We start from the raw sequence: 24,469 nt of genomic DNA on the forward strand, positions 1-24,469 counted from the left end.
TTTCTTAGCGAAAATAGTGGCTGAAGATACCACATGCCACAAAAAAAGCCGGATCGGCTGTAACCAATCCGGCTCATAGTACCAATCGCAACCTACCACAGTTATCGAAAGGCCATGTCATTATGGTTCACGATGAAGATACGTCAATACAAATCTTGCAAGTTTTAGAACGTTTCGCGAAAGCAGCCGAAGGGATCGAGGGGAAACTAACGCCAAAAGTGGAAAAACACCCACTTGACGAACTCAGCCGGGAAGAACAGGCGATCATTTTGCTAGTTCGCGGAACAATCAAGACTAAAAAGCAGGCAGCAGAGATATTCGGCGTGACGCGACAGGCCATTCAGAAATGGTCAATCTTCTGCAAGACGTTTAATTCCCTGAAGGCTCACGAGAGAATAGGAAGCGTCCGGCTCGGAACGAGGTCAAGCAATGGCACGGTCGACGGAATTACGGGTAACGGTCTCTAAGCGAGGCGACCGGGGCAAGTTTATTTTGCGTCACATCTCGGGGGGCCGAGTGAAGCAAACGCGAACCATTGAGGCCGCACACCGTCCGGAAGCGGAACGGATGGCGGCCCGGTGGGAGGCCGAGCTCTTTGAAGGCGTTTACAGGCCGGCGAATAAGACGACATGGAAAGAGCTTCGGGCGTCCTATTTTTCGTTGCATCTGTCAACGCTTTCAAAGGCAACGGCAGCGAAAGCACGGGCAACGTGCAACAGCTTTGAGCAGTCGCAACGGCCCGGCTTTCTATCTTCCATCACCGGCCGGGATGTTCTGGAATGGCAAGCGTTTCTGAGATCTCAGGGCCGGACCGAAAACACAGTCAAGAGCCATTCCAGGCACTTGAAAGCGTTCTTTCGTTGGGCCGTTTCGTCCGGCTTTGTTTCGGAAATGCCAGATGTGCCAATGCCTAAGCGGGCCACGGCCCAAAAGATGAAGGGCCGTCCGATCACTGAAGAAGAGAAAGACCGATACAGACACGCGGCGGCCGAGATTGTCGGCGAAGCAAGGGCGGCAAGCTGGCAGCACTTGATTGATGGCCTATGGTTTTCCGGTCTAAGGCTCGGGGAAGCTTGCCGGCTCACGTGGCACGAAAGCCCGTTTTGCGTCGATCTTCTCAACTATGAGCGGCCTATGTTCAGCATCGAGGCCGAAGCGGAAAAGGGCTTTCGCAATCGACTCTTGCCGATGTCGCCAGAGTTTTCGGAATTCTTAGGGGATCCCAAACCGGCCGGCTATGTCTTCAATCCGGCCGGCAAGAAAGGCCAACGGCCGGCGTTTGATTGGATTGGGAAGCAACTCGTCAAGATCGGGAGGGCGTCCGAAGTCGAGACGCAGCCGGGGCAGTTCGTCAAGCCCCATGATTTGCGGCGTTCGTTCGGCTTCCGTTGGTCTCGACATGTAATGCCGGCCGTTCTCAAGGAAATCATGCGTCACGACAGCATTGAAACGACGTTGAGTTATTACGTTGGGGCCAATGCCGAAGATACGGCCCGGACGATGTGGCGTGTGCACGAATCGGCCAAATAGGTAACCAAACCAGTAACCAGGGCCGAAAAAACGATTTCTCTCGTTTCTTTGAAATCCCCTAAGTGGCTTCCATTCAACGACTTGTGCGAATGGGGCTGGCGGGACTCGAACCCACAACCAACGGATTATGAGTCCGCTGCTCTAACCGATTGAGCTACAGCCCCTCGAACACTTTCGTGTTTTGTGTCGGTCTCTTTGTCTGAAACTTTTTCTGCCGGATGACTGTCGTGAGTGGTGGCTCAGGGCAGTCGCGCTTCATCATTCTGAATGAAGGATGAGGTGATTGGCGAAGTCTATTTTATCGTTGGACGGCAAGCAATGTTCCGACAACTTTACGAGAAAGAAGGTTCAAGGAATTCCAGGATTCTGTGCTCTATCGTAGCGTTCAGTCCTCGATTCCCCGCGTCACAGGGAGTTGAGGGAATGCGACTGAACGGCGAATCTGCGATTTTGGCGGGGGAGATCACTTCGAAGGAGACCTCATTCGCAGGTCGATCAGATCGACCACGCGAGGGAACATGCCACTCTTGCGAATGTGTCACCGTCGATAATGTCACTGGCGAAAATGTTCTTTGTGTCGATTTCGATGTTGATCAGGAAGCTTTCAAAGCTGCAAGAACTTCATCGGTGATCGCTTTGACGAGTGCGTCCATGTTTCCAGCGGGATTCTGTCCGGCGTTGGCAGGTTGTTGCAAATAACCGGGGTAAGAAGGGGGAGCTGAGAAGGCTGTTGTTTGCGGAGCAGGCACGTTGTTTTCCGAGTAGCCCTCCCGGAACGCGGTGTTGCCGCACAGGTCGCAGTCTTCCATGTGGAAGCGAGGATCGTCAAAGCCGAGTTTCTTTTTGAGGTCTAGCAATTCGCGAGATTTCTGCTCGTTGAGATAAGTGATTCCGCCAATTTCTTTGGACAAAATCAGGATGCGGCAGTAGGCATCAAGGATTTCTGTTTTCCAATACGCTTCTTCGAGCGTCTTTCCGAAACTGACTGTTCCGTGGTTGGTCAGGATGATCGTGTTCGTTGATTTCAAGAAAGGCACAACCGTGTTTGCGAATTCTTGTCCCCCTGGAGTTTCGTAAGGAGCCAACGGGACTTCGCCCATGAAGACTTCAATTTCCGGCAACACACATTGTGGGATCGCTTCACGTGCGACAGCGAATGCGGTGGCGTGTGGCGGGTGGCAGTGAACAACAGCTTTGACGTCGGGGCGATGTTCCATGATCGCCAGGTGGAGCAGGATTTCGCTCGTTCGTTTCTTGATACCGGCGAGCTGATTCCCTTTCAGGTCGACCATGCAGATATCTTCGTGCTTCATGAACCCTTTGCAGATCATTGTTGGGCTGCAGAGAACTTCGTTTTCACCAACGCGATAAGAGATGTTTCCATCGTTGGCAGCTGCAAAACCTTTGGTGTAGACCCGTCGACCAATCTCACAGATCCATTCTTTAATTTCTGGGTTGTTGAAGAGTGGGTGATACATGGCTTTCTCTTTTCACGGTCTAAGGTTGAGTGTTTCTGGTCAAGGGGTGTTTCTAGTGACGAGGGGATTGAGAACTCGCTAGTCACCAGGCTTTAGTCCCGAGACATTTTTGATATCGACAACATCGAGCAGGGCTGCACAGTAGCCGTCGATTGGTTTTTTGTCTGGATAGAACGGAGCCGAAGCTTCCGCGCTTTCACTAATCGCAACGATTGAACCTTCTCCCGAGCCGAGTTCGTCGAAGATAATCAACGGTTCGCCACGTCCGCCCTCTTCGCCGATCAGGGCAGGGAGGTCGAGCGGGACTACGACTTTCCAGCTGCTTCCATTCAGAGATGGATGGCATCTTGAAAGTGTCACTTTGCCGATGACTTCGCCGATACGCATGGGATAGGAATCAGTCAGGTTAGTTTTTTCGTTGCTACTTACTGCAGATGACTTTCAACAGGTTCTTCAATTCAAAATACGAACGATTCGTGGGGTCGATACACCAGACGTTGGCTCGTAGTTGTTTGCGGATTTTCTTGACTTCGCCGGAGTCATTAGCGACGACGGCTTTCGCTTTGCTGTTTCGATTGGTCAGGCAGGCTGCTCTGTGGGTTTGCTCAGCGAAGATCAGGACTGTGCCTGCTCCGGTTCGGCAAAGTTCACTGATTGCAAACTTGGCTGCATCGTCAGGGCAACTGACGAGTTCTTTGTTGACGTCGCCCAGTTCGGCAATCGCCTGCTGAACATTTTCCGTATGCCGTACAATCGCGATGCTGAGGTGGTTTGATGTTGCCGCCTGGTTCGTTGCCTTGCTCTGTTGTGATTCCGGCGAGTGGCTTGTTCGTTCGATGGTTAATTTTCGTTCCCGAACAACATCAACTGCAGCAGGGGTGATAATTGCTTTCGTCGGAACAAAAACCGTTTGACCAGCTGGGATGCTTTCGAGTTGCTCCGCAGTGATGACGTTATTTGAAAGTTGGTGCTGAGGCGGTTGTCTGGCTTCTTCGGGAGAGGGCGACACTTCGTGCACAGGTTCGTCAGGCGTACTGAGTTGGCTCAGTACGTTGGCGACGATCCGGTCGATGGTGGTTGTTGAAAGTGTCATGAACAAAAAATGCTTTTCGCCACGAGGCAGGACGTCAAGACAAATGTTGGGGCTGTTTTAGTCGTCAGGTTGTCCGATTACGATCCAGCGAACTGGTGATGTTTGTGTTCCCATTGCGTCTCCGATCGTTTTGCCATCAGAGCAGATCATCACATCTTGACCGACTTGGCTGCCAAGTTCATCGATTGCCAGGATGGGAGTTCCGTCCCGGCCACGGTCTGTCAGTAATGGTTGCACCACGAGCAGTCGCCAACCATTCATTGAATGGTGTTTGACAGTCGAGGTGGCATGACCGATGACGGAGGCAAGTTGCATCTGAATTAAGGGCTAAAGGGTCTTAGGGTTTAAAGGACTTCTTAAGTTTCTCTGTGTCATTTTTCGAATTTGTGTCCGCGAACACCTTTATCAAAACCTCTCTAGACCACTCGCAGTTCGTCGACCATGACGCATCTTCGGGTTCTTGTGAATGTTCCAGGGTTGGTGACTCCTTCTCCGGTGGGAGTGGCGACGCTGAAGGAGAGGTAGCCTTCTCCGCCGAGGCCCAGGCCAGCCATTGAAGGACCGTTCTTGACGAACAAAGTTGTGTCCATTAATTTGCCCATCACAGTCATTGCGTGGACATTTCGTGAGTGAATGATGGCTGTGTGGCCGAAACCATGTTCGAATTCATAGGCGAGTTCGATGGCGTGCATCGTGTCGCGGGCTCGTACGAATGGGATGAACGGCATCATCTGTTCTTCTGGAACAAACGGGTTGCTGGTGTCGGTTTCGGCGTACAGGATTTCCGTGTTTTGCGGAATGCTGAGACCGATGTGCTGAGCTAGAACTGCGGGGTCTGCTCCAATGAAATCGCGATTCAGAACAGGGTGACCACCCGGTTCTTTCGGAGGAGCAAATGCAAGCTTCGTGAGGGCATCTGTTTGCTGAGCATTTAAGCGATACCCGCCATGTCGACCGACCGCTTCCATCAGCTGGTCGAAGATACTTTGGACTGCGAAGACTTCCTTCTCGCCAATGCACAGCAGGTTGTTGTCGAATGCAGCCCCAGCCACAATCGATTTCGCTGCGTTTTCGATGTCAGCTGAGTCGTCGACTACGACTGGAGGATTCCCCGGTCCGGCGACGACTGCGCGTTTTCTGGCTCCCAGAGCGGCTCGTCCAACTGCTGGGCCACCGGTGACGCAGAGCATGCGAACGTTGCGGTGATGGAAAATTTCGTTGGCTGATTCAATTGTCGGTTCACCGATAATGGTGATCAGATTCTCGATGCCGATCTTTTCAGCGATGGCTTTGTTGAATGCCTGAACGCCTTCGCAGGCAATTCGTTTTCCCGAGGGGTGCGGGTTAAAGATGATGCTGTTTCCAGCTGCCACCATATTGACGATGTTACCAGCGAGTGTCGGGAGTGAGTGCGTCACCGGTGTGATCGCACCAATGACTCCGAATGGGGCACGTTCTTCGAGTGCGATCCCGTGGTCGCCGCTGAAGCAGGTTGGATTGAACCATTCGACTCCAGGGACTTGTTTGATGATGCGAAGTTTCGCTTTCTTGTGATCGAGTCGACCGATCTTTGTTTCGTCGAATTCTTTCTGGCCCCACTCATCGGCACGTTCATCGCACATGTTTTTGACGATGTCGATCACGGTTTTTCGGTCAGCAATTGTTTTCTTCTTCAGTTGCTGAAAAGCTGCATTGGCAGCAGCGACTGCTTCATCAACGGAGCTGAAAACGCCGAAGTTTCCGCCACCACTAAACCCGTTTGAAGCGGCACTCGTCCGTGATGCTGTTCCATTCGAGACGACTGGAATGCCGTTCGGGTTTGATTGAGGATTCAACGCTGGTGAACCGGTCAGCTGTCCACCATTGACTTGTCGTGGTGATTTTCCCAATTCCGCCAGAACTTCTTCAACGACGGATCGAATTGTTTGTTCAGTTGTGTTCATGTTTAATTCATCTCGTATTGGGCGAACAATTGGTTTAGCCAGAGACTTCAAGTCTTTGGCTAAAGGTCGTCTTACGAATAAGCTTGCTGTGATTCGGCGTAATGTTTAAAGCGGGTTTTCGTGGGGAAATTTGTCAGCATGAATAAAACAAGCGTGCCGACAATTCCCAGCGACCACCAGTTTTTCTCAAGGATGTAGGCGACGATATTCATGAAGCAGCCACCTTCAAGGAGGGCGAAGCCGATGATGGTTCGCATCTGCATGACCTGATACGGCTTGTTTTCCGGCGTGACCGGAATACTTCGGCGACCATATTGGTTGTCGATAACTTGTTCTGTGACGAATGCTGAGACGAAAAAGAACATGACAATTTGTGGCAGAGTCACTGCTGCCATGATTGCACTGACTAAGGTTCCATCGCTCGCGACATTCATTCCGCCGACAGCAAAAAATGCGACTCCGCAAAACGCCACAACTCCCACAATCAATGCAGCTGCGATGAGCTGTGATGTTCGGAGAATTGCCTCTGGTGTTCTGGAGTGCCTGTTCATGCTGAGTCATCTCCCGCATCGAAGATGGCACTGTGGCCGACTTGAACATTATCGACGATGCCGATGATGGCGCAGTCGATTGGAAGTGTTTTCGTATCCTCTGTAAATCGGGCGCTTGACCCCTGCACGATCAGGACAACTTCTCCTTCACCAGCACCGACGGCATCGACGGCGATGAACGTTCGTCCTGTCGGTTTGAGTGAACTCTTGTTCTGTTCATCAATCCGCAACGGCTCCACGATCAGCAATTTCTGGCCAACCATCGTGTTGACTTTGTGCGTCGATGTGACGTTCCCGGTGATTTTGGCTAAAAACATTTTGGTATTACCACTGAGTCACGGAGAGATGGAGGAAGTTCGTGGAGGCGTCTTTAATTCCATCTCACATCATTTCCACATGGAAGTTCAACAGGAATTCAATTCGAACCCCTGTCAGTCTTAAATCAGTCAATATATTGACTGAATGAACAGGGAGGTTTTTTCTAGTCGATTTAGTCACAGGAACCTTTTCAGACGTTTTCTCAATCACGATTTTTAATCGAGTGGAAAGTCTTCAATTTTGGACGAGCTTCGCAGTCTGTCTGGCGACGACGAGTTCTTCGTTCGTGGGGACGATCCAGATTTGGAGTTTGCTGTTGTCAGCGGAGATTTTTCCTTCCTCTCGAGTGGAACTGTTTTTGTCGCTGTCGAGTTCGATCCCTGCGAAGGTCATATCTTCGCAGACCTTGCTACGAATCGTGTCGCTGTTCTCTCCGATGCCTCCTGTGAAAACGAGTGCGTCTGCCCCGTTTAAGACTGCAAGATACTGACCGATGTACTTCTTGATGTCCGCGGCATAAACATCGACAGCAAGCTGTGCCTGTTCGTTACCGTTGGCAGCTGCGATTTCGATATCTCGACAGTCGTTGGAAACACCACTGAGTCCGAGTAGGCCTCCCTGGGTCGACAATTCATCTAACAGTTCGTCGTAATCTTTGCCGCTGAGGCGTTTCACGAGTCGCAGTGCGAATGGGTCGAAATCTCCAACGCGATTGTTTTGCGGCAATCCTGATTGTGGGGTCATTCCCATTGAAGTCGATTGCGACAGACCACCGAGCATGGCACAAATTGAACTACTCCCTCCGAGATGGCACGAAATGACTTTCGCGTCCTCTTTCCCGAGTAGTTCTGCCATTCTCGTTCCAATGAAGCGATGACTTGCTCCATGGAATCCCCAGCGAAGAACTTCGTATTGCTGAGTCCATTGGTAAGGGACTGAATAAGTTCGGTACTTTTCCGGGATCGTTTCGTGGAAGGCAGTTTCCAACGCTGCCACCAGGGGGATCTTCGGAAATGATGCCTGAAGTTGACGCATCGCCCGGACATATGGCGGATTGTGAGCAGGAGCAACGTCAGCGAGGTTTTCCATCGCTTGCAACAGCTCTTCATTGACGATCTTGATACCACTCAACTTGCCAGCGAAGACCGCTTTGAAGCCAATCGCAGCGACTTCATCGACGGAGTTCAGGCAACCGGTGTCGGAGTGCATCAGTTGATCCAGACACATCTGCACAGCGGCAGCGTGGTCTGGAATGTGTTTGGTTTCTTTGGCAGCATGGCTTCCAATTTCAACGACACAATTCGACTCTGCATCTTCTCCAATCCGGTCGATTCCTCCACGTGCCAACTGCTGCTCGGTTTCCATGTCGAACAGTCGGTACTTGAAGCTCGTCGAGCCGAGATTTGCCACCAGGATCTTCACAAGTGCACTCCATTGGGGCGGACACTTAAGTGTCCGGCGAACTTTAACCGGTCCAGAAACCTTTGGAATGAACGCTTTCTTCAGTCAAAAGGAGAACAAAACCAGGTTTCAGGAACAGTTCTTTAAAAGTTTTCCATCAATCCATTCGCTGGACGCGGCAGGATGTGTGCGCTGACGAGTTCGCCAACTTTGGAGGCTGCAGCGGCACCGGCATCGACAGCGGCGCGGACGGAACCGACATCGCCTTTGATGATTGTGGTGACGAATCCGCCACCGATTTGGACTTGCTTCACGAGGGAGACGTTTGCTGATTTCAGCATCGCATCCGACGACTCAATTGTCGCAATCAGGCCTTTGGTCTCGACCATTCCAATCGCTTCGTTCATTTTGATTCCTTGATCAAACAGTGTCTGTTGTCTAAACGTGGTCACAATGTTCTTCTCGAAGACTGCGGTATCCACGGAGACGGAAACTATTTCGAGCTCGCTTTCTTGGATGGGAGGATGGCTGCCAACTCTTCGTGCGGTCGTGGAATGACCTGGACACTGACAACTTCGCCGATTTTACTGGCAGCACCGGCACCAGCATCGACGGCAGCTTTGACAGCTGCGACATCGCCTGTCAGGAAGATGGTGACGAGACCACTGCCGACTTTTTCCCAGCCAACCATTTCAACGTTGGCAGCTTTGAGTGCAGAATCAGCTGCTTCGATGAGGCAGATGAGTCCCTTCGTTTCGATCATTCCGAGGGCTTCGGAAACTTTAGCCATAGCATTTTTCTCCAAGTAAGGATCAAGGGGTTGGAAATGGTACCGGGGTTTGAGTTCAAGCTTCGGGAAGCTCCCTGAATGCTAAACTGCGAGCCCCAAAGTTTATGAGTGGCAGGCACAGGCGCTGCTGTTGGGTTTGATCAATTCGACGTTTGTCGCTTTGGTCAGGTTGATGGCATTGCCTTCATCGGTGTCGAGGTGGACTTCAAGTTTGATCTTGTTGTCTCCCCCTCGGACCGAAACATTTTCAAGGACGGTCGTGCAGCTGGGAGACTCGACTCGCAAGTGCATGAGATCTTTGTCTTGGACTCCATAAGCTGCCATGTCGGCGGGCGACATGTGAACATGTCGCATGGCTCTGATAACACCTTCGTTGAGTTCGATGCTGCCAGCTGGACCCACGATCAGGCAACCGGGAGTACCAGCAGTGTCTCCGCTGATGCGGACAGGGAGGTCCAGACCCAGCGAAATTGCATCGGTGAAGGCGAGTTCAACTTGTGATGCTCCGCGGCAGGGACCTAAAACGCGGACCTCAGGTAACATTCGGCGACGTGGTCCAACGATGGCAACGGTTTCCTCAGCTGCGTAATAGCCTTCCTGGTACAGCCATTTCATCGGCGTGAGAGTGCGACCTTTGCCGAACAGGATTTCGACATGCTCTTCGGTGAGGTGGCAGTGCCGAGCAGAGATGTTGACTTTCAGAGGGTTTGGCTTGCCAGTTACGGGGGCTTGCTGCTGAGGTGCCACACCTTGGAATTGACGGTTCAAGACCGAGCGGACAACACGTTCGACGTCACTTCGAGAAAGAGTATTTCCAACCGCTGACATGTTTGGGGCATCCCTTGTTTCAAACGAAATAATTGGCTGCGTGTTTCGTTATTCTTGGTACGACTGTTACTTGGCGACGATGCACTCAATGTTGAGTTTTTTGAGTCGCGTTAACCATTCTTCCGGGGTGTTTTCGTCGACAACCATTTTGTGAACGATATCGAGAGGTCCCAAGTGAGCCAGTTCAGAGTGTCCGAACTTGGTGTGGTCAGCGACCACGATCACTTCATCGACAGATTCGATCATCTGACGTTCTGTTTCCGCCAGCAATGAATTGGTATTGAAGAGCCCCCGCTCAGTAATCCCGCCAACGCTCATGATGAGTCGTCGGGCGTGAACACGTTTCAAGGCTTCTATCGTCAACTCTCCCAATGCGACTCCGGTTTTGGGGTAGACGTATCCGCCAAGGTAAATCAGCTCAACGTCCGCAACTCCGACTAAATGGTTCGCGATCGGAAGTGAGTTTGTCACCACTTGCAAGCCTTTGCCCGCAAGATGTTTCGCCACTTCCAGGGTTGTGGTTCCACCATCAAGGATGATCGTCTCCTGCCGACCAATGAATTCTGCTGTTGCACGACCAATTTTTTGTTTCTCAGTCGATGCGAGGTTTCTTCGGACGTCGAAGCCGGTCAGGGCATCGCCAACATACGATGCTCCCCCACGTGTTCGTCGTACCTGCCCAATGCCTTCAAGATATTCCAGGTCTCGCCGTATCGTGGATTCGCTGACATTAATTGCACAAGAAAGCTCTCCTAGAGATATAAATCCCTTGGATTGTATGACTTGCGTGATTTCATCGCGTCTTTCTTCAACGAGCACGGTAACTAAACCCGTTTTGCGTGAGTTCTCTAAGTTCTCTGATTTTGCCGTCTGTGGGATTGATATTCAACTCGAAATGACCAGTAGTTGTCAAAATCTTTCAGAAAGTTTCATCGGTGTTGCGGTTTTCATGGAAATGATGACAGCAACGTTCTCTTCAGTTTGAGTCGACTGAAAAAGTCAAATTCCTCATCACAAATTGGTTTCTTTTACCGTACTAACTGGAGCGAACTCCTTTCTCTCACTACTCTTCATTCGACTGAGGGAATCCCAACGACCGATTCAGGTGGCACAGTCGTTTCACTTAGAAGGTGGAAGAATTCAGATGGGTGGTGAACTTTTGGCAACCTCTCGATTAGAGAAGCTCGATGCTCTTCGCAGAAGCCTCTCCGCAGTGATCCGCGGAAAAGACGAAACGATCGAGATTCTTTTGATTGCTTTACTTGCGGGCGGGTCAGTGTTGATGGAGGACGTCCCCGGAGTCGGGAAGACAACTTTAGCGAAGGCGCTGGCGCGGTCTCTTGATGCGGAATTTCGTCGCGTGCAGTTCACGCCTGACTTACTCCCGTCAGATATTCTTGGCTCGTCTGTTTATTCTCCCAAGGATGGCAGCTTCACTTTCAAAAAGGGGCCGATCTTCTGCAGTATCCTCTTGGCAGATGAAATCAATCGGGCTTCTCCGAGAACGCAGTCTGCACTGTTGGAGTCGATGAGTGAGGGGCAGGCGACAATTGAAGGTGTGCGGCATCACTTGCCCTCGCCGTTCCTTGTACTGGCGACTCAAAATCCGGTCGATTTTCATGGAACCTATCCGCTCCCGGAAGCGCAACTGGATCGTTTCCTGGTGCAACTTCATGTCGGCTATCCCGAGCCTGACATGGAAATTGAGATGCTTTATGATAGGGCAGTGACGCTCCCTATTAATTCTGTTGAGGTCGTCATGACGATGGCAGAGGTCACTGAGATTCAGAAGTCAGTCCGGGAAGTTCAGATGGAACGAAGCCTTGCCCGGTATCTCGTCGACCTTGTCGCAGAGACTCGAACTCACCCGATGTTGAAACTTGGAGTCAGTCCGCGCGGCAGTCTCATGTTCTTTCGCGCAGTCCAGGCAGCTGCGTATCTGGCTGGTCGAGATTTTGTGATCCCGGATGATATTCAGAAGATGGCTCAGCATGTGTTGCCGCATCGCTTGAGCTTAACTCCAAAGGCACGCTACGGAAGTCTGACTCGTTTACAGGTCGTTCAGCAAATTGTCAGTGAGGTTCCAGTTCCGGTATGAAACGTCGTGTCCCATTGATGGTTCGGCTGACCAGATTTCTGGTCGGTTTCAAGATGACTCCGTTTGGACGGGTCGCTGTCTTGGGGATTTTCTTGGGTGCTTTAGGTGGCGTGACGATCGAGATTCCGGTCTATCAGATTTTTTGTGGCTGGGTCTGCCTGTTTGGATTTATCGAAACGACGGGAATATTGCTAAGGCCGAAGCTGGAGCTGAAGGCGTGGTTTCCAGAGAAGGTCATCGAAGGCGAGTCGGTCACTGGCTATGTGGACATTACGAATGTCGGCATGTTTCCAGCTTGCGATATTATGTGTGCGTTGCTGCAAATGCCTGAAGGGATGCGGCATCTTGATGCGGATTATTCCATTCCATCAATCCCCAAGGGGAAGCAGATGACACTTCCAGTCACTGTTCAGGCCTCAAAGCGTGGCAACTATATTCTGCCGGGAGCGAGAATACACAGTACGTTTCCATTTAATTTAATGCGGTTTGGAAAGGCTCAAACCGACCAGTGGGAGTTGCAGGTTCTGCCTGCGTTTTCACCACTTGAGCAATTTGAGGTTCCGTTTTCACGTAAGTCACAGGCAGACGGAGTGAGTGCCGAAATCCGTGTTGGAGATTCTCCTGAATACATTGGGAATCGAGATTACACTCCCGGAGAACCGGTCAGGCGTCTCGACTTCAAGGCTTGGGCAAGAGTGGGGCGACCAGTTGTTCGTGAATATCAGGATGAATTCAATTCACAGGCTGCCATATTCCTCGATACCCATCTTCCGCGTCGTTGGGGGCGAGCGAGGAAAGATCGTTTGAGGTTAGATGCTGCTGTCAGCCTGACTGCAGCGATCGCTCATCAGATGGACCAGCATGATGCGTCTGTCGAAGTCTTTCTGGCAGGGGCGGATCTCTTTCTCTTTCAGCCAGCTGCGGGGGTGACACACTTCGAGAGCGTGATGGAGGTTCTTTCAGTTACCGAGTTGACGAATTCTGAATCGCTTTCGCAGTTGGCTCCTGTGATCGCCGATTCGTTGGAAGATGTTTCAGTTGTGTTTTGCGTTTTTGTTGACTGGGACGAATCGCGAGAGCAATTTGTCCGCGGCATTGTCGAGTCTGGCTGTGCCGTTCGTCTGTTGTTGGTCTCGGAGTCCGAGCCAGACATTCCCGTTCCGTACGATGAAGGAGAGTTCACAACTCTCAATCCACGAGCGATTCTTCTTGGTGAGGTTCGCGAGTTGTGAATCACAAAGCGGCACAATATCGGACGTTTTTCAGTTCCCAGCGAACGGCAGCTGTGGGGGTGATTTTGATTCAATGTGCAGTGCTCTTCATCATGATGGAAGCGGCAACGTTTTCTGTTTGTGCTGCTGTACTCGCCTGCTGTGGACTGTTCGCACATAAGAAAGGCTGGCTGATTTCACTTCCAGGTGACTTCTGGGTTTTTCTCCTCGGTGCTGTCTTCGTGGTGAAGTACTCTTTTGCGCCAAAAGAATTCGATTTGGACGACAGATTTCTGTTCACCGACTTTACTTATGAAGTCGCCATGTTCTGTGTCGTCGTGGAACTGTGTCACTTATATCGCAAACAGAACCGTGAGAAATTACCGACATCATTTTTAGTGTTCGCGGTGATCGGACTCGTCTGCACTTGTAATGTTCGTTTGAATGGCTTTCGGCGACTGGCAATGTTGCTGATGACTCAATGCTTTCTATTCATGAGCATGCTGTTCTCGATGAAGTCACGCCGGTTTTCTCAGGTCAGACAACCGAGAGGATCGCTTTGGCGAAACTCCATTATGTGGGGAGTGCTAATCGGTTCGGCTGCGTTGGGAACATCGTTGTCGCTCTTGCTTCATCGATACGAACATGCTTTCGAAAGGGTCGTAAACGGTTACTTGGCGATTGGGGATCGTGGCCCTGCCAGAAATGGGTTTTCCAATCGAGGTGGGCTCAGCGATATTTCCAGCTGGCAAAGTTATGGCGGAGAAAAGGTGGCACTGCGTGTCGAGTCCGATGCGATGCCCGGTTACCTGCGGGGAAAGGTGTTTAATGAATTCCAAATGAACCGTTGGGTGACGACAGAGCGAAGTCGAACTTTGGCTCCGAGTCCGCGAGAAAGCGTTTCTGGCGAACTCTCTGCTGAGTTCCCAGATGACGAGCACTTGTATTTGGTCTCCGAAACGATTCCGAAGAAGAATCGAATCATCAATGTCTGGCCGGTCGAGCGTAAAACTGCAGGGCATTGTTTTGCACCGCTCGAAGCGGTTGCTTTCACTTGCCGTTCAAAGCCTGTCTCTGTTGATCGTAATCGGATCGTGGCTCGCCAAAATGAACCAAACGTTGTCTCTTACTCTGTCATTGTCGATTCAAAGCCGAGCCGTGATGGAGAAGTTGTCTCCAGTGATTTTCTGCAACTCCCTGGTCACCTCGACGAACGTGTTGTTCAGGTAGCACAAGAACTCTTCGCTGGTGCGGAATCTCCGCAAGCGAAAATTCAGCTTGTTCAACAATACTTCCAGAGAAATTTTCAATATCGATTGGGAGTCGATCTTCCCAGAGGTGAAGATCCGCTGGGGTATTTTCTGGAACATCGTCCGCCCGCCCATTGCGAATTTTTTGCAACCGCCAGTGCCATTCTGCTGAGACTTGGGGGAGTCCCATCGCGATATGTCACAGGTTATCTCGCTCAGGAACAGAGTGAGGTGGATATGATGTGGGTGGCACGAAGAAAGGATGCGCATGCCTGGGTGGAGGCGTACGATTCTGAAGAACAACGGTGGGTGCTCGTTGAGTCGACACCAGAAACCGGAGTTCCAAGTCCCTCTCAAACAGATGTTTGGCAAAATCGCCGCGAAGCGGTTGCACATTATTGTCGTTCGTTGCAGGACAAATTTGTTCGTGGAAATTACCTTCAGGCTCTCTGGTTTTTATTGCAACCTCTAATGTGGGGGATCGTGGCGATCGGTGTGGGGATCGGGCTCCAGTTGCTTCTGAAGCGTCGAGTCCGAAGAGATCCTACACTGGAATTTGATGAGTCGGAAGAGTGGCCCGATCTGGTTATAGAGCGGCAGAAGATGGATAAAATGATGTCTCGAATTGGGTTTCAGCGTGAGCCTGGAGAGACATCCACGCGATTCGCAGAGAGAATCGCCTTGGATTTAGAGGGTGCACATGCTGCCCGACTGGCAGACTGGTACCGTCAGTATACAGTTTGTCGCTATCGACCCGGAACGCGCAGGGAGAATGTCGAAGCGTTGAGAGCGGAGCGGGAAACATTGAACCAGAAACGTTTCACGAGAATCAATCGGGCGAGAACCGGGGACATGGCCAATGCTTGAGCAACTTCTTGACCAGGTTGTAGTGCTCGATATGTCGAGCCCGTTTATTTTTATCGGCACGCTCGTCGAAGAGGACCATCGCTATCTCGCTTTAAAAGATGTCGATGTTCACGATCTTCGTGACAGCAGTTCGACCCGAGAAGTTTATGTTCACGAAATCCGCACGCATGGACTCGCCCCAAATCGAAAACGAGTGCTCGTTCAGAAAGACCGAGTCGTCAGCCTTTCACGACTCTCTGATGTTTATTGAACGGCAAAGCTCTGCGGCAGAACAGGGCGTCATTGAAAGATAGGGCTTTTGCAGCAGGTTCAAGAGTTTTGAATGTGGTCTGCATTCTCTTTTTGTTCTTCAGCGATTCTTGAAGACGGATCAGCTTTGTGCTTCATCAACATTTGGGAACTGACCAGGGCCGTCCTGGGTGTAGAATTTCCTGATTAACTTGTCCCAGTCGTCAACGGTTTTCGACTTTCCGAAGGCTTTCCGAAGCTCGTCAGCTTCAGGGTGGAGCCGGGCATACTTAAAGCCGAATTTTCGAATGGAGCCCAAGGCTGAAGCTGAGTCGTGGGCTTGGGCGAGCGAGAAGTGCCTCTCTAACGCAATTCGCTGTTGCTGGATCGTTGGTGGGACTGGGGTGATATTGTCGAAAAGCAGTTGTTGTGCCTGCTCGAAAATCCAGGGATTGCCGATGGCACCTCGGGCGATGGTGACACCATCCACGCCGGTCTGTTCCAGCATGCTCACGCACGCTTCAGCGGAGAACAGGTCTCCAGATCCGAGGACGATTCTCTCCCCGGCTGCTTGCTTCACTTCTCGAAGAAAATCCCAATTGCTGGGGCCCCGATATTTTTGTTCGACAGTCCGACCATGAACTGTAATGGCAGCCACACCCGCTAAATAAGCTTGTTCCAGAATGTGAAAAAAATTGTCACGGCTTTCAGTTGTTTCATCAATACCGCGTCGCATCTTCACGGTGACCGGAGTCTCGATGGGGACCGCGTCTCGGACACGCTTGATAATTTCGATAGCCGTTGCAGGCTGACTGAGATGGTAACCACCTCGGCATCCGCCGATTGCAGATTTCACTGGGCAGCCGAAGTTGATATCAATGACATCAAATCCCGCATCGACAAGCCGATGGGCTGCAGGGACGAACATTTCAGGGGCGGACCCCATCAATTGAGCACCGACGGGATGATCGGCCTCTTCGACTCGAAAGTAGTGATTTGTTTTCCCTGACCCTTTTACCTCGTTCACAAAACGGTCAATCATCACCTCAGCGACGGTGTACGACGCTCCATAAGATCGGGCAAGTGACCGCATTGGCCAGTCGCTGTACCCGCTGAGAGCAGCTTGCACAAATGGATGTTCAAGTTGCAATTGTCCAATTTGCAGCGGGGGGGATGTCACAGGCATTGAGATTTCGCGAAACTCAAGTAAGTCAGTCAAAGAACAAAAGAAGGCTCTGCCACCATAAGATAGCAGAGCCTCCCTCGATCGAACCAGCGATGAACCAGTTTTGCATTTACCAGTTTTGCATTGAGTTGTCTGCAACTTTGAGGCGGCTGGTTGAGCACCAAGGGGCGAGGTGCAAGGAATTGAGGGTACTCACACCGGCTCCTTATCGTTCTGCTATACGAGATCGCGAGAGCTTCTCAGTCAAGCGAGAATGTAGGAGATGTTGAAACGCAGTGCAGAATGCAAAACTTTATCCTGCGGATTCCGTGCGTCGATTTGGGCTGTCGTTCGGCCCGAGTGGTTCCTCTGAGGGAAGCACCTGAGCGATATCAACGCGGTTCTGATCGCCGCCAAAGGCGTCGAGATACCCAAGGAGCTCTTGGTAATGGCCGTAGATTCTCATGGAATCGTAGCGTGTGATGAAACGGGTTCGGTCGCGACTGTTCAGCCGTGTCCAGGCCACAATCGTTTTGTCGAGGGCTCCCAGTAATACGATTGCATGAGTGCTTTTCAGTTTGAGTTGTGACTGAATCGGTATATCAGGATCGCTCCCATCGACTGCAAACGGAAGATCGATCAGTCCACCCGATTGGTTCTGGATATCGTCACCACCGAAAGGATTGGCTCCGACTTCGAGAGAAGTATTGGAGTCGATAGCGACTTCAATCTTGTCTCCAAGCGATTCGTTGTCTGGATTGTGAGTGACCCGGCGTCGCCAACGGTCGCAATGGACCAGTAAGTTCACAAGATGATCTTTGGTCGGATCGTCGAAGCCTCCACGGTCAGAGAGTTCATCATTGGCGAGCAGTTCCGCGCGCATCGTGAAGAGGGGAGAGAGGGCAGCTGCGATGTGCAGGTTGCGCATGGTGACGATTGCTCGTCGAAATTGTTCTTTTCCGGGATCGCCGATAGGCATTGAGAGAACTCCGTTTCAGGTTTGGTGAAGGTTGGACATCAGTTTGTTTTCGTGGGATGCTTTGATGCCTCACAAATCGTTGGTGTTTGCTTCAACTCGTGTCGAGAGTGGTGCGACTTCATCGACCCGCTGATCAATTGAGGACTTCAGCTGGGTGAGCGCGGTTTTGATTTTCTCGTCTGCGGTCGAGGTGATTTTTTCCAGTTCGTCGTCGAGAAACATTCCTCGTAACGCATCAAGAACTGCCACACGTCCCTCTGATTGCCGGATCGCAAGAAGCTCACTCGCTTCATCCAACTGGCGGGGAAAGGGGACTTTGGAAATCAATACGCTCCTCTCCTCTGAAGGCAGGCTTTGCTTGGAGGCGTGAGCGATCTTCGTTTTTCTTCTTGCTAAAAGACGTGGCAAAACTGCAAGTGCAAAGCCCGCTAAGCCTCCGCTCGCTGCTGTTCCGCTGAGAATTCCCGCTTGATATAAAAAACTGGAACTGACCGGAATCCAGTTTTTCAGCCATTGAAAACGAGACGGCTGAGCAGTTTCTGGCTTGGCTGATTCCGAAAGCTTTTGCTTCGGCTCTTGCTCCAGCTTCTCTTTGCTTTGAATTTCGTCACTCAGAGTTTCTTCCGGAGGAGCGATCTTTGCATCGCTGCTTACAGCGTTCTCGCTTTCGGTGTTACTGTTCTGAGTTTTACCGCTTTCTGGATGGGAGTCCTGCTTGTCTGAATTTTTCTTGAGTGGCTCTGTTGGTTCGAGCAGCTGACTCAGCAGAGAAGTTTTACTTTCGAAGCCGATGATCCTGCTCAGTCGAGTTTGAAAGGTCGGCAGGTGTTGAATGTTGTGTCTGATTGCCAAGTCGCGGTGTTGATCGTAATCCAGAACATGAATATGGAAGGCGTTTTGAAGCTCGGCGCGAAATGAAGAGTTGGAGTCCCAGGCATGCGAAAACTGTCGACAGTTCGCACACCATTTCGCGGTCCAAACGATAAGCAGTGGTTTCGATTGGTCTCGACACTGACAACGAAACGCTATCTGAATCTGCGAGGGCTTCGTTCGCCACTCCTCCCAGTTAGCGCGGAACTCCGGGATCGTCACTTTGTAAACTGAGATCAATCGCGATTCGATGGGGGCTTCGATTCGCTGGAACTCAAGAAGAGTCGGAGGGGGGGCTAAGGTGAGAAGGTACTCGACGAGCGAAAAGCCGATCGAGTAAACAGTGGCCATCGCTTCGGGGTTCTGTGGGTAGTCGAGATCGCTGAGCCATTGTTTGGTGATGGCTTCCGAAGGAACCTTCAGTGCGGCTTCTCGGAGAGAGTTTTTTACTTCCTCGGATTCAAACAGTGTTGCGCAGCCTTCGTCAAGCCAGCGTTCGATTGGGTGCCGGACTAGCGAGGCCCGGACAGCGTGGTCAACTTCGTGAGGAATGACATCCCTGAGCAATAATGCGTGCGGACCTTCAAGAGTCATCGACCAGTCGAAGACTTCTCCATTTTCGAAGCGAAATCGAGTTACTCCTCCGCCTGAGTGTTGGGCGTTGCGGACTGAGATTGGACAGGGACGAAACCAGTCTCCCGGAAGCGGGGAGCCTGTCCAGAAGATGGCAGATTCAAGTCGTGCCTTCTCGGCAGCTATTGCGATTGCTGGATCGGCGCAGGTGAAGTTCTCTGCAAGAGTAGACGGGGAGAGTAAGAGTGCGAAAACGAGGGGCCAACATTTCGTTGAGATTTGCTTTGAGTTCATAGTTCTTCCTGAATCGTTTCCACGAAGTGATATTTTCCGGAGCGGACGAGTTGCCGCATCAGTCTGGCAGGGTGAAAGCGAGTCGGGTTGCTGTGATTCATGCGGTTCAAGCGCATCGCAACAGCAGCGACGAGTTCCGAGCAGAAGAGTTCATCAAGATTCGCCCCGGGGAAGAGGCGAGAAAGCTGAAACGCCCGAGTCCCGGAGAGCAGGGCACCTGCCATGTCGTACTGTTTGCCGCTGCGTACGAAATGGTTAATTAATATGGCTGAGAGGAGTTGCGATTCCGCAGCAGAGAGTTTGTTGATTGGCGTCAATCGATAGAGATCGACTTTTCCCGCATTCAGCACATAGTCGTTGATGCGGTCTCTCGGCCGATGTGCCTGTGCTCCGGCAACAGGTTCGCCTCGAATTAAACATGGCGAACGGCAGAGTGTTGTCGATTCAACCCAGACTAAATCGCCCTGAACTTCACAGAGAATGGCGACGTGTGAAGGGCCGAAGAGAAGTTTGGGAGGCGAGAAAAAAGAGGCTGTTCCAAGGGATATGAAACGTCCAGTCCAGTCGCTGCCGTAGCAGGCTGCGATGTCACCAGGTTGAAAATTCATCAGTCGCGACCACCTAAGAGCATCTTTCGAATTGATTTGCAGGATCAGCCTCGTGGCGAACAGCATTTTACTAGAGAAATGCGTTCTTCACGGGCACACGGTAGAGCAGTTTCAATGCTGGTCTTGCCTGTGAAGCTCACTTTCATGACTTCATAGACTGCTCGCCACGAGGCAGAACGTTAAACCAATAATGAATTTGCTGTCGTGTCACACAGATAGGTTGTTCTACCTGTACGTGAGTGGTCGCGCAAAAAATGAGCCGCACACTTCAGCTGAAGCGTACGGCTCATTTTATTTGCAAAGAAGAAGGTTGTTACGCCTGTGATTTTTCCGGGATGCGGTCGTCGACATCAACGGCTTGTCCAATGAACCGCAGGAAGCTGATTGCCCACCAGGTCGGATCGAGTTCCCACCATTTGTGACCGGCTCGTGCCAGACGTGGGTGAGCGTGATGGTTGTTGTGCCAGCCTTCGCCGTATGCAGCGACAGCGACCCACCACAAGTTGCGAGATGCGTCAGTCGTTTCGTAGTTGCGGTATCCCCAGAGGTGTGTTGCGGAGTTGACCAACCATGTACTGTGATATGCAAGAACAACACGTACACATAAGCCCCAGAGAAGCATTGGCAAACCGCCAACGAACAGGAGTGTCAGGCCGGTCGCCCACAACCATAGTGGGAATGTCTTTTCGAAGAAGACGAGTGTTTTGTCTTTTGTGAGATCTGGAACATAGTGCTTGAAGAGTAATTCATCTTTACGTTTAGGATGCTTGAGCATCATCCACCACAGGTGTGCCCACCAGGCATCTTCAAGTGGTGAGTGTGGATCGCCTTCTTGGTCGGATTGTCCGTGGTGCACGCGATGAGTTGCTGTCCAGCGGAGAGGTCCACCTTCGCCAGCGATGACGCCGAAGAAGGTTGCGACGACTTTCGATGGCCATTTCAGCTTCAATGATCGATGAGACAGGCAGCGATGGTACGCCAGGCAAATTCCGATACTGCAGGTGAGCCAATGCAGGACAACCGCCACAGCGAGTGCTTGCCATGTGAAGTAAAATGGAGCAATCAATGCTCCGACGTGCATAGCAACCATCCAGCTGGCAACCACTGGATCGACATTTTTCCATGCGAGCCTGTTTGGTGAAAAGAAGTCCAGAATCTCCTGGCGTTCCTGGGCAGCTTGGCTGAGTTGCTTTTTGGGTTGAGTTTCGACCTCGAATTTTTCGTGCAGGGCATCGACATCGACACCATCGATGAGCTGGTCTTCGTTGACTTGCTCGACTTCGACAGTGGGGGCAAATGCCTCGTCTTCGGAATCAGTCTCTGGTCGTTCTATGAGTGTTGACATATTGAGTTTATCCTCATTTCAGTCATGTAATATCAGTCAGTCAGCTGGTGCGGGACTTGCCTGGAGCAATTTGCTCTAATGCGTGCCCGTGAAGAACGCGTTTCTCTAGAACCAGTCCGAAGATCTTTGGAATCGCTGCTTCTCTCGACGTTTGAGAGAGCAAATTCAAGTTTCAGGATCTGTTCTAAAAAATGCTGTTCGCCACGAGGCTGAACCTGAACACCAAATCGAAAGGTGCTCTGGGAAAGCTTCGCACTCAACGAGGCTGGTCTTATATCAGAAGTTTCGGGGGTAAAGTGTCAGGGGGAGGCGAAACTTTCGTCAAAGTTGCGCAGCTTCTGTCACAGAAATGTCACCGGGTCGAAACCCGTTTGTGTCAAACGGTTTACGGTACTCGTGACTGTTCAAAATCGCTTCGTGTCGGTATGCTGAGCCTTGAAAAAATTTGCGAAACGTTCTCATTCAAAGGAATTCGGACTATGAAAATCTCGAAGACCATTTACTGCCTGATTCTGTCAGTCGTTTTTGTCGGCTTAGTAAACAGTGAGATGCAAGCCGAAGAGAAGGAGCCAAGAGTGCTGAGACACGTCGTATTATTCACTTTTGCTGATGCCGCAACGGAGAAGCAAGTCGACGAAATCGTCCATGAATTTGGTCAACTTCCTAAGAAAATTAAGCAAATTCAGGACTATGAATGGGGGCTGAACAACAGTCCTGAAGGTCTGAATAAGACGCACACGCACTGTTTTATTGTGACATTCAAGTCTGAGAAAGACCGGGATGCCTATCTCCCTCATCCTGCCCATCAGGCATTTGTTGCCAAGCTTAAGCCGATTCTCAAAGATGTGACAGTTGTCGATTTCTGGGCAAAGTAAGAATCCCAAGCAAGAATTTCGAATCCGTCGCCGATTCCAACATCACCCTGATTGTTATGAATCGAGAGACGGATCGGGCATGATCGATCGCATTGCCACAAAGTTTCTGGCTTTCCATATCCATCTTTCGGATTGCGGAACCAGTTCACTGGCTGCGCGTGCATGTTGCCGGTGAAGACTCTAAACTTGATTTGATTCGGGAATAATCCGTCAGGATCTCTTGACGGATTTTTAATGCGCAAAAGCACATGAGCTGCTGCGATCCCACTCTCGGGTCAACGAAACAGGTTCTGCCTCGCGGACGTACAGTGCTGTGTCAAATCAGATAACTTTTACTGCGGGCAGTTTTCGCGCGAATCGTTTCGACGCGATCACTAGAATGCTTTTTGAAATTCAGGAATTGTTATGGCAGTGACGGCAGTCGTGGGGCTCCAATGGGGAGACGAAGCGAAAGGCAAAATTGTTGATATTCTCGCCGACCAGCACGAGATTGTAGTCCGCTATCTAGGTGGGAATAACGCAGGGCATACCGTCATGTTTGGTGGAGAGACCTATAAACTCTCTCTGCTCCCGTCGGGAATCTTGCGACCGGACGCGACATCAGTGATCGCCAATGGTGTCGTGATCGATCCCAAAGCATTGCTCGGCGAAATCGCATCGATCAAGTCTCAAGGCGTTCAGCTCGGCAAACTTTTCATTAGCGATAAAGCCCATGTGATTTTTCCTTATCACGTCGCTGAGGAAGCGATTCTCGAAGCACGTCGCGGCGATCAAGCCATCGGCACGACCATGCGCGGAATCGGAACTTGTTATCGAGACAAAATCGGTCGCGCTCATGCCATCCGTATTGGAGATTTACTCCGCCCCGAGCTCTTCCGCGAAAAGCTTGAAGATATCGTTGAAGCCAAAAACATCATCCTCAAAGCCTTCGATCCGTCCGTCAGTCTCCCTTCGGTTCAGGAGATTTACGACGAGTACCTGGGTTACATTGAGCAGCTTAAAGACTCTGTCATCGATACGACGTCGTATCTCCATCGCGAGCTTAAAAACGGGAGTTCCATGCTCTTTGAGGGAGCTCAGGGAAGCCTGCTCGATATCGATCACGGAACCTTCCCGTATGTGACTTCGTCGAACAGTTCAGGTTGCGGAATTCAAGCGGGAAGCGGTATCCCGAGTCGAATGATTGACCGCGTGATTGGAGTCGTGAAAGCCTACACAACACGTGTCGGCGGTGGTCCCTGTCCGACTGAACTGGAAGATGAAACCGGTCAACATATTCGCGACGAAGGGAACGAGTACGGCACAGTGACCGGTCGGCCGCGTCGCTGTGGCTGGTTCGATGCTGTCGCGACCGCACACGGTGCCCGAGTGAGCGGGATCGATTGCATCGCAGTGATGCTGCTCGATGTTCTGAGTAAGCTCGACGAAGTCAAAATCTGCGAAGCCTACGAAATTCATGGTGAGCGAACGACTGACTTCCCGAGCCAACTTGACGACCTCGCAGCCGCGAAGCCGATCTACAGAACGCTCCCCGGGTGGAAAACCGACATCACCAATGTTCGCCGACTCGAAGATTTCCCGAAGGAAGCTCGCCACTACATCGACTCTGTTTCCGAACTTCTGGAATCTGAAGTTGGCTTCGTTTCGATCGGTCCAGATCGCGAACAAACCGTTATTTTATAATCGGCAGTGCGTACAATGTCAGTACCGCTGCTAACTCAGTGCCAGTATCAACGCAGCCAGTACCAACCTCAATATTAAGAATCATTGTTGAGGCAATGTTGGCTACTGATGTTGAGAACTGATCCTGAAGCTTGAAATTGCTCTCTCACAATGTTGAGAAAAGCGACCATTCCAGAGGTTTTCGGAGTGGTTCTATTTAGCTGGTAACGTGTACGCCGTACGCTCGAGTTCAGAACGATGGATTAAGACATGTGTTTCGATCCATCGCCGCTGAACGTTCAACTCCGAACATTCTTTAAACTCCGAGGGTCTTATTCACGCTAGAGCAAGTCCAATGTTGACCTTTAACATTCTGCCTCGCGACGAGCGGTCTTTGAAGTCATGGAAGTGACCTTCACCGGCGTGACGAGCATTCGAAAATGCTCTGCAATCACTCGAAGTCGTGGATGTCGTCTTAGCTGACGACTGCGATTTCAACAGGCTTGTCAGTT

Annotated in this window: 25 protein-coding genes and 1 tRNA gene; 8 read left to right on the top strand and 18 right to left on the bottom strand. The window is 51.1% G+C overall.

Annotation, left to right across the window (positions count from 1 at the left end; translation table 11 throughout):
• The first annotated feature begins 122 nt into the window (after window positions 1-122).
• Complete coding sequence (locus tag Mal48_RS00985) at window positions 123-467, top strand: hypothetical protein (RefSeq protein ID WP_145195239.1); 345 nt, start codon at window positions 123-125, stop codon at window positions 465-467.
• A 100-nt stretch (window positions 468-567) separates the two neighbouring features.
• Window positions 568-1,530: a tyrosine-type recombinase/integrase gene (locus tag Mal48_RS00990; RefSeq protein WP_197441943.1), complete on the top strand. Its 963-nt coding sequence runs from the start codon at window positions 568-570 to the stop codon at window positions 1,528-1,530.
• A 90-nt stretch (window positions 1,531-1,620) separates the two neighbouring features.
• On the opposite strand, the gene Mal48_RS00995 is transcribed toward Mal48_RS00990, so the two are convergent.
• The 13 genes from Mal48_RS00995 to Mal48_RS01055 all read right to left on the bottom strand — a co-directional run bounded on the left by Mal48_RS00995 (window position 1,621) and on the right by Mal48_RS01055 (window position 10,751).
• Window positions 1,621-1,694: transfer RNA gene (locus Mal48_RS00995), tRNA-Ile, on the bottom strand.
• 429 nt (window positions 1,695-2,123) lie between these two features.
• Entirely contained in the window at window positions 2,124-3,008 is an 885-nt protein-coding gene (locus Mal48_RS01000; RefSeq protein WP_145195248.1) for a class II aldolase/adducin family protein, read from the bottom strand.
• A 78-nt stretch (window positions 3,009-3,086) separates the two neighbouring features.
• Window positions 3,087-3,395 (bottom strand): EutN/CcmL family microcompartment protein, encoded by a 309-nt coding sequence (locus Mal48_RS01005; protein WP_145195250.1) that lies wholly within the window; start codon window positions 3,393-3,395, stop codon window positions 3,087-3,089.
• A gap of 34 nt (window positions 3,396-3,429) precedes the next feature.
• Window positions 3,430-4,101, bottom strand: a complete 672-nt coding sequence (locus Mal48_RS01010; RefSeq protein ID WP_145195252.1) for a hypothetical protein — start codon at window positions 4,099-4,101, stop codon at window positions 3,430-3,432.
• Between the two features lie 57 nt (window positions 4,102-4,158).
• Entirely contained in the window at window positions 4,159-4,416 is a 258-nt protein-coding gene (locus Mal48_RS01015) for a EutN/CcmL family microcompartment protein (protein WP_145195254.1), read from the bottom strand.
• A 101-nt stretch (window positions 4,417-4,517) separates the two neighbouring features.
• Window positions 4,518-6,044, bottom strand: a complete 1,527-nt coding sequence (locus tag Mal48_RS01020) for an aldehyde dehydrogenase family protein (RefSeq protein ID WP_145195256.1) — start codon at window positions 6,042-6,044, stop codon at window positions 4,518-4,520.
• Window positions 6,045-6,115: 71 nt separating this feature from the next.
• Window positions 6,116-6,595, bottom strand: coding sequence for a hypothetical protein (locus Mal48_RS01025; RefSeq protein WP_145195258.1), 480 nt, complete (start codon window positions 6,593-6,595; stop codon window positions 6,116-6,118).
• Window positions 6,592-6,912: a EutN/CcmL family microcompartment protein gene (locus Mal48_RS01030; protein WP_145195260.1), complete on the bottom strand. Its 321-nt coding sequence runs from the start codon at window positions 6,910-6,912 to the stop codon at window positions 6,592-6,594. Before Mal48_RS01030 ends, Mal48_RS01025 begins: the two co-directional genes overlap by 4 nt.
• Before the next feature lie 235 nt (window positions 6,913-7,147).
• The gene (locus Mal48_RS01035; protein WP_145195262.1) at window positions 7,148-8,335 is read right to left on the bottom strand and encodes an acetate/propionate family kinase; all 1,188 of its coding nucleotides are present in this window, start codon (window positions 8,333-8,335) and stop codon (window positions 7,148-7,150) included.
• 122 nt (window positions 8,336-8,457) lie between these two features.
• The gene (locus Mal48_RS01040; RefSeq protein WP_145195264.1) at window positions 8,458-8,721 is read right to left on the bottom strand and encodes a BMC domain-containing protein; all 264 of its coding nucleotides are present in this window, start codon (window positions 8,719-8,721) and stop codon (window positions 8,458-8,460) included.
• 86 nt (window positions 8,722-8,807) lie between these two features.
• Window positions 8,808-9,104, bottom strand: a complete 297-nt coding sequence (locus tag Mal48_RS01045; protein ID WP_145195266.1) for a BMC domain-containing protein — start codon at window positions 9,102-9,104, stop codon at window positions 8,808-8,810.
• Between the two features lie 102 nt (window positions 9,105-9,206).
• The gene (pduL, locus tag Mal48_RS01050; RefSeq protein ID WP_145195268.1) at window positions 9,207-9,932 is read right to left on the bottom strand and encodes a phosphate propanoyltransferase; all 726 of its coding nucleotides are present in this window, start codon (window positions 9,930-9,932) and stop codon (window positions 9,207-9,209) included.
• A 66-nt stretch (window positions 9,933-9,998) separates the two neighbouring features.
• Window positions 9,999-10,751, bottom strand: coding sequence for a DeoR/GlpR family DNA-binding transcription regulator (locus tag Mal48_RS01055; protein WP_145195270.1), 753 nt, complete (start codon window positions 10,749-10,751; stop codon window positions 9,999-10,001).
• 325 nt (window positions 10,752-11,076) lie between these two features.
• Here Mal48_RS01055 and Mal48_RS01060 point away from each other — a divergent pair, with 325 nt between their 5' ends.
• From Mal48_RS01060 to Mal48_RS01075, 4 genes are read left to right on the top strand one after another with little or no spacing between them, the layout of a single operon-like run.
• Window positions 11,077-12,030 (top strand): AAA family ATPase, encoded by a 954-nt coding sequence (locus Mal48_RS01060; protein WP_145195272.1) that lies wholly within the window; start codon window positions 11,077-11,079, stop codon window positions 12,028-12,030.
• Complete coding sequence (locus Mal48_RS01065; protein ID WP_145195274.1) at window positions 12,027-13,262, top strand: DUF58 domain-containing protein; 1,236 nt, start codon at window positions 12,027-12,029, stop codon at window positions 13,260-13,262. The genes Mal48_RS01060 and Mal48_RS01065 overlap by 4 nt, the downstream gene beginning before the upstream one ends.
• Entirely contained in the window at window positions 13,259-15,358 is a 2,100-nt protein-coding gene (locus Mal48_RS01070) for a transglutaminase family protein (protein ID WP_145195276.1), read from the top strand. Before Mal48_RS01065 ends, Mal48_RS01070 begins: the two co-directional genes overlap by 4 nt.
• Window positions 15,351-15,608 (top strand): hypothetical protein, encoded by a 258-nt coding sequence (locus Mal48_RS01075; protein WP_145195278.1) that lies wholly within the window; start codon window positions 15,351-15,353, stop codon window positions 15,606-15,608. The genes Mal48_RS01070 and Mal48_RS01075 overlap by 8 nt, the downstream gene beginning before the upstream one ends.
• A 120-nt stretch (window positions 15,609-15,728) precedes the next feature.
• Here Mal48_RS01075 and Mal48_RS01080 read toward each other — a convergent pair whose 3' ends face one another.
• The 5 genes from Mal48_RS01080 to Mal48_RS01100 form a co-directional block, all read right to left on the bottom strand.
• Window positions 15,729-16,772 carry a tRNA dihydrouridine synthase gene (locus Mal48_RS01080; RefSeq protein ID WP_145195280.1) on the bottom strand — a complete coding sequence of 348 codons (1,044 nt, stop codon included), beginning with the start codon at window positions 16,770-16,772 and terminating at the stop codon, window positions 15,729-15,731.
• A gap of 292 nt (window positions 16,773-17,064) precedes the next feature.
• Entirely contained in the window at window positions 17,065-17,730 is a 666-nt protein-coding gene (locus Mal48_RS01085; protein ID WP_145195282.1) for a hypothetical protein, read from the bottom strand.
• A gap of 69 nt (window positions 17,731-17,799) precedes the next feature.
• Window positions 17,800-19,467, bottom strand: a complete 1,668-nt coding sequence (locus Mal48_RS01090; RefSeq protein WP_145195284.1) for a thioredoxin family protein — start codon at window positions 19,465-19,467, stop codon at window positions 17,800-17,802.
• A complete protein-coding gene (locus Mal48_RS01095; protein ID WP_145195286.1) occupies window positions 19,464-20,075 on the bottom strand; it encodes a hypothetical protein in 612 nt (203 codons plus the stop codon). Before Mal48_RS01095 ends, Mal48_RS01090 begins: the two co-directional genes overlap by 4 nt.
• 313 nt (window positions 20,076-20,388) lie before the next feature.
• On the bottom strand, window positions 20,389-21,420 hold the full coding sequence (locus Mal48_RS01100; RefSeq protein WP_145195288.1) for an acyl-CoA desaturase: 1,032 nt from the start codon (window positions 21,418-21,420) through the stop codon (window positions 20,389-20,391).
• Between the two features lie 479 nt (window positions 21,421-21,899).
• On the opposite strand from Mal48_RS01100, the gene Mal48_RS01105 reads away from it, so the two are divergent.
• Window positions 21,900-22,295: a Dabb family protein gene (locus Mal48_RS01105; protein WP_145195290.1), complete on the top strand. Its 396-nt coding sequence runs from the start codon at window positions 21,900-21,902 to the stop codon at window positions 22,293-22,295.
• A gap of 405 nt (window positions 22,296-22,700) precedes the next feature.
• Window positions 22,701-23,978 (top strand): adenylosuccinate synthase, encoded by a 1,278-nt coding sequence (locus Mal48_RS01110; RefSeq protein WP_145195292.1) that lies wholly within the window; start codon window positions 22,701-22,703, stop codon window positions 23,976-23,978.
• Window positions 23,979-24,469 lie beyond the last annotated feature (491 nt).

It is taken from the genome of Thalassoglobus polymorphus, from assembly GCF_007744255.1.
Lineage (GTDB): Bacteria > Planctomycetota > Planctomycetia > Planctomycetales > Planctomycetaceae > Thalassoglobus > Thalassoglobus polymorphus.